Annotated in this window: 2 protein-coding genes; one reads left to right on the forward strand and one right to left on the reverse strand. The window is 75.1% G+C overall.

The features are described from left to right. A partial coding sequence (locus tag E1281_RS35920) for an SLC13 family permease (protein ID WP_131884162.1) occupies positions 1-883 on the reverse strand: 883 nt, incomplete at its 3' end. A gap of 58 nt (positions 884-941) precedes the next feature. Between E1281_RS35920 and E1281_RS35925 the strand changes: the two genes are divergently transcribed. Continuing rightward, positions 942-6,358, forward strand: a 5,417-nt coding sequence (locus tag E1281_RS35925) for a TIR domain-containing protein (protein WP_131884163.1), incomplete at its 3' end; no start/stop codon positions are given.

The following is a 6,358-nucleotide window of genomic DNA, read 5'->3' on the forward strand; positions in this document are numbered from 1 at the left end:
GCCCGAACCGCTCCAGCGTGGGGACGACCAGGAAGAGGCCGGTGACGAACACCAGGAGCTGCCACGGGATCAGCGCGGGGCGCAGCCTCCGCCGGTCCCGCACGGCGAACGCCGCCACGGCGACGGCCGCGGCGGCGGTGGCGGCGATCCCGAGCTGGATCCCGGTGTGCACCCCGGCGAGGATCGCGCCGATGAACATGAGGCACGCGAGCCCGGTGGCGGAGAACAGCACCCTGTCGCGGACGGGCGCGGGGTCGGGCGGGTCGTAGGTGTCCGCGCCCCGCATCCGCCGCCGCCAGTAGAACACCCAGAGCAGCACCATCGTGACGGCCAGGGCCGCGAGCTGCGGGGCCCACATGCGGGCGGCGAAGGCGCGGGTCCCCAGCGCGACGCGGTCGGCGGCGAGCAGGTTCGTCAGGTTCGACACCGGCAGCAGGAGGCTCGCGGTGTTGGCCAGCCACACCGTGGTCATGGCCAGCGGGAGGGCCGCGATCCGCGCGCGCGCCGCCAGCGCCAGCATGACGGGTGTCAGGAGCACGGCGGTCGTGTCGAGGTTGAGGAAGATCGTGATGAGCGAGGCGAACGCCACGCACAGCAGGAACAGCACGCCGTAGTTCCCGCGTCCCGCCCGCGCCATCCGCTGCGCGATCGCGTCGAAGACCCCGGCCTCCTTGGTCAGCTCCGCCAGGATGATGACGCTGAACAGGAACAGCAGCAGCGGCGCGATCCGCTCGACGCTGGAGCGCGCCTCGGCGGCGGGCAGCAGGCCGGTCGCGACGAACACCAGGCCGAGGACCAGCACCCCGATGCGGACCCGGTCGAGGACGCCCAGTGAGCCGGCCGCTCGGCGCAGGGTCTCGATCCGGGGTGACACGCGCGACATGATCCCATAGGCGCGCCCGCGCGCTGATTTCGCCGCCGCTCCGCGCGATACTGGCGGGATGACGACCCCCGGCGGCAGCACCAGGCAGGAGCATCCGACCGACTTCTTCATCAGCTACTCCCCCGCGGACGAGCGGTGGGCGTCCTGGATCGCCTGGCAACTGGAGGCCGCGGGGCACCGGACGATGATGCAGGCGTGGGACTTCGTGCCCGGCACCAACTTCATCGACTTCATGGACCGGGGCCTGTCGGAGGCCAGGGCCGTGGTCGCGGTCCTGTCGCGCAACTACCTGCGTTCCCGGTACGGGCGGATGGAGTGGATGGCGGCGCTGCGCGCCGACCCGGACGACCCGGCCCGCAAGCTGGTCACGGTCCGCATCGAGGACTGCCCGATCGACGGGCTGCTGTCCACGATCACCTATGTGGACCTGGTGGGCGTCGACGACCCCGACGAGGCGCGCGCGCTGCTGATGCGGCGCATCGGGGAGGCCCTCGCCGGCCACGCGCGCCCGCAGGACGGCCCCGGCTTCCCCGGAGGCGGCCGCGGGGAGCGGCCGCCCCTCCCCGGCCACGTGGAGGGCGCGGGCGACACGGGCACGGGCGACACGGGCACGGGCGACACGGAGGGCGGGAACCGGCCGGATCCGACCGGGGAGCGGCCCGCGCGGCGGGCGCCCGTCGCCGCGCCGGCGTTCCCCGCCGCGGGCGGCCGCGACGAGCCGCGCGAGGAGCTGAGCGTCCTGCACGTCTCCGGCCCCCGCTTCGGCCGGACGCTCGCCGAGCCCGGCGAGCCCACGACCGCCACCGAGCTGCAGGACCGCATCTGGAGCGACGTCACGCGGCTGGCCGACTCCGGCGTCCCGCGTCCCGACCTGCTCGTGGTCACCGGCAACCTCACCCACTCGGGCAGCCGCAGGGAGTTCGCCGAGGCGCTGTCGTTCCTCACCAGCCTCCGCGCGCTGCTCGGGCTGGAGGCGCAGCGCGTCGTGGTCGTCCCCGGGACCCACGACGTCACCCGCGCGGCCTGCCAGGCGTACTTCTCGAGCTGCGAGGCCGACGACATCGAGCCGCAGCCGCCGTACTGGCCGAAGTGGCGGCACTACGCCGGGCTGTTCAAGGAGTTCTACCAGGGCATCGACGCGCTGATCTTCGACAGCGCCCAGCCGTGGACGCTGTTCCCCGTCCCGGACCTGCGGGTCGCGGTGGCCGGCCTCAACTCGACGCTCCCGCAGACCCACCGCGAGGAGGACCGGTACGGGCGGGTCGGCCGCGCGCAGGCCGCCTGGTTCAACGAGCGGCTGCGGCACTTCGAGGACGACGGGTGGCTCCGCCTGGCCGCCGTCGAGCACACCCCGGTCCCCGGGGAGAGCGGAGCCCTGCGCGACACCGAGACCGTGGAGATGCTGCTCGGCGGACACGTCAACCTGTTCTTCCAGGGGGCGGAGTCGGAGTTCGGCGCCGTCCCGCTGCTGGAGAGCGGCGTGCCGTCCGTCCCGGCGCTCGGGCCCGGCCGCCACCAGATCGTCGTCGTGCGGCGGGACGGCCTGGAGCGGTGGGTCCCGGAGGTCGCCGACCGGCGCGGCCCGGAACGTCTCGAACGCGCCTGGACGAGCGTCGGCGGAACGTTCCCGCCGCCGCGCGCGGAGGCGCCGCCGGAGCCGCCCGTCCCGGAGCTGGGCCCCGCCGCGGGGGGCGGTGCCGCCGACCCGGTCCCCGATCCCACGGCGCGGCTGCTCGACCGCCTGACCGAGGCGTGCGAGACGCGGTTCGAGCGCGCGACCATCCGGCGGATCGTCCCGCCCCCGCGCGAGGACGGCCGGTCGGACCCGCCGCACCTGCTCCTCACCCACATGGAGGACGGGTTCGTCCGGCAGTACCGCATCGGCGCCCACGTCGGCCAGGTGACCGAGGGGGACGTGGACGCGTTCGTCCGGCACGTGCACGCCGACGGCACCGACCACGGGTCCGAGCTCGTGTACCTGGGGCCGGCGCCCGCCCGGTCACTGCGCGACGACGCCCTGCGGCGCGGCATCCGCGTGCGGAGCCTCACCGAGTTCCAGGGCCTCGTCGACCTCTCCGAGTACGTGACGGCGCAGACGGGACGGCTCTCCGCGGGCGGCCTGTACCCGCCGTCCCTGTACGTCCCGCAGGGCTACCAGGAGCTCGACCGGTCCGGCACCGAGGCCCGGTCCGGCGCGGACGGCGGCGACGACGTGGTCGGCGAGATGCTGCGCCTGCTGGCCGCCGACCACGGCCGGTTCCTGCTGCTGCTCGGCGACTTCGGCCGCGGCAAGACGTTCGCGCTGCGCGAGCTGGCCCGCCGCATCCCCGAGGAGCTGCCGCACGTCGTCCCGATCCTCATCGAGCTGCGGGCGCTCGACAAGGCGCACTCGGTGGACGGCCTGGTCGCCGCGCACCTGGCCAACCACGGCGAGGAGCTGATCGACCTCAAGGCGTTCCACTACATGCTGCGGCAGGGGCGCATCGTCCTGCTCTTCGACGGGTTCGACGAGCTGGTGACGCGGATGACCTACGACCAGGCGGCCGACCACCTCGACACCCTCCTGCAGGCCGCCCAGGACAAGGCGAAGATCGTGGTGGCGAGCCGCACCCAGCACTTCAAGTCGCAGGCGCAGGTGCTGACCGCCCTCGGCGAGAAGGTCGGCGTGCTGCCGCACCGGCGCGTCCTCGGGCTGGAGGAGTTCACGCCCCCGCAGGTCCGCTCGTACCTGGTCAACCGGTACGGGGACGAGGACGCCGCGGAGGCGCGGCTGAGCCTGCTGTCCGGCATCGAGGAGCTGCTGGCGCTCACGTCCAACCCGCGGATGCTGTCGTTCATCGCCGACCTGCCCGAGGACCGGCTCCGCGCGGTCGCGCAGGCCCGCCGGGCCGTCAGCCCCGCCGACCTCTACCACGAGATCCTGTCGTCCTGGCTGGCCTACGAGGCCGACCGCGTCGGCGGCTCCGGCGGGCCGTCCGGGCTCAAGGCCGAGGACATGTGGCGGGCCGTCGGCACCCTCGCGCTGCGGCTGTGGGAGGGCAACGAGGACTTCCTGCGCCTCGCCGAGCTCACCGACGTCGCCGACACCCTCACCGGCCTGTCGGGCGGGCGCATGTCGCAGCACCAGGTCACGCACGCCGTCGGCGCGGGAAGCCTGCTCGTCCGCACCCCGGACGGCCTGTTCGGCTTCATCCACACCTCGGTGATGGAGTGGCTCGTGGCCCGGCACATCGCCGGCGAGTTCGCCCGGGGCGGCGCGCCGGCCGCCCTGCGCGGGCGTGCCCTGAGCCAGCTCATCGTCGACTTCCTCTGCGACCTCGCCGACACCCGCGCGTGCCAGGAGTGGGCGGCCGGGGTGCTCGCCGACCCCGGCGCCGACGACATCGCCCGCGCCAACGCGATCCGCATCACGACACGGCTGCGCACCCCGTCGCACACCGACCTGCGCGGCGCCCGCCTTCAGGGCGAGGACCTGTCCTACCGCGACCTCCAGGAGGTCGACCTGACCGGCGCCGACCTCACCGACGCGCAGCTCGTCGGCGCCAACCTGTCCCGCGCCGTCCTGCGCGACGCGTCCCTGGCCGGCGCGCGCCTGGACGAGGCGAGGCTGACCGGCGCCGACCTGCGCGGCGCCGACCTGTCCCGGGCCCGCCTCGCCCGCGCCGACCTGCGGGACGTCGCCGTCGACGGCAGCCGCTGGACGCGCGCCGCCCTCGTGGACGCCACGCTCCCCGGACGGATCGCGAACGCCCCGGAGCTGCGCGAGGCGGCGATCGCGCCCGGCCGCCCCATCGACATCCAGGTCGCCCCGGCCGGGATCGGCGTCCCGTACGGCTTCCACTTCCAGACCAGCCGCCTCCCCCAGCCGCTCGCCTACAGCCCCGGCGGTTCCGCGCTGGCGGTGGGCGGCGAGGACGGCGGCGTCCTCGTCTGCGACGCCGTCACCGGAACCCCCCTGCGCACCCTCCAGGGCCACACCGACCGCACCTACGCGGTCGCGTTCGACTCCGGCGGCAACCTGCTGGCCAGCGGCTCCGCGGACGGCGCCGTCCGGCTGTGGGACCTCGCCACCGGGCACACCGCCCACACCCTCACCGTCCACCCGGAGGGCGTGTGGCCGGTCGTCCTCGGCGGGCGCGCCCCCTCGGGCGCCGACCTCGTCGCTGCGGGCGCCGCCGACGGGACCGTCCGGGTGTGGGACGCCGCGACCGGCGCCCTGCGGCACGAGCTGCCCGGGCACACCGCTCCCGTCTACACGGCCGTGTTCGACCCCGCGGGCTCCCTCATGGTCACCGGCGACGCGGGCGGCACCCTGCGCGTCTGGAACCTCGCCGGGGACGCGGGCGGGACGCTGCTGCGGGAGCTCACCGGCCACCGCGGCGCCGTGTTCCGGGCGGTCTTCCACCCCGACGGGTCCCTCCTGGCGGCCGGGGACGAGGCGGGCGTCGTCCGGCTCTGGGACATCCGCACCGGCGAGATCAGGCAGGAGCTCCTCGGCCACACCGGCCGCGTCTACGCCATCGCGTTCCACCCCTCCGGGGACCTGCTCGTCACCGGCGACACCGACGGCTCCGTCCGGCTCTGGGAGGACGGCCGCCACCGCACCACGCTCCCCGGGCACGAGGGCGGCATCTACCAGGCCACGTTCAGCCCTGACGGCGGCCGCCTCGCCACCGCCGACAGCGCCGGATCGGTCCGCCTGTGGAACCCCGCGACCGGGCGGCAGCGCCTCGAACTGGCCGGGCACCGCGGCGCCGTCTGGCCGTTCGCGTTCCGCCCGGACGGCGCGCAGCTCGCCACCAGCAGCAACGACGGGACGGCCCGGCTGTGGGACGCCGAGACCGGCCACTGCCGCGTCGTCCTGCGCGGCCACGGCCGCCGCGTCACCGGCGTCACGTTCAGCCCGGACGGCGGCATGCTCGCCGGCAGCGGCAACGACGGCCTCGTGCGCCTCTGGGATCCCCGCACCGGCCGCATGATCCGCGAGCTGCGCGGCGTGGCCGACAACCTCACCTCCGCCACGTTCAACACCCGCGACTCCCAGCTCGCCACCGCCACCAACGACGGCGGCGTCCACCTGTGGCAGGCCGGGACCGGCACGTTCGAACGCGAGCTGAACGTGGAGACCGACCACGTCTGGGCGCAGGCGTTCGCGCCCGCAGGCGACGTCCTGGCCACCGCCAACGACGACGACACCGTCCGCCTCTGGTACTGGACGACCGGCCGCGAGATCGTCAACCTCGCCGACCACCGGGGCCGCGTCCGCTCCATCGACTTCCACCCCGGCGCCCCGCTGGTCGCGACCGGCTGCGACGACGGCCTCGTCCGCCTCTGGCACCCCCGCACCGGCGAGCTCACCGCCGAGCTCGCCGGGCACGACGACCGCGTCTACCGGGTGACGTTCTCACCGTCCGGCGAGACCCTCGCCAGCGCGAGCAACGACGGAACCGTCCGCCTCTGGGACCCCGCCGCCCG

It is taken from the genome of Actinomadura sp. KC345, assembly GCF_004348515.1.
GTDB lineage: Bacteria > Actinomycetota > Actinomycetes > Streptosporangiales > Streptosporangiaceae > Spirillospora.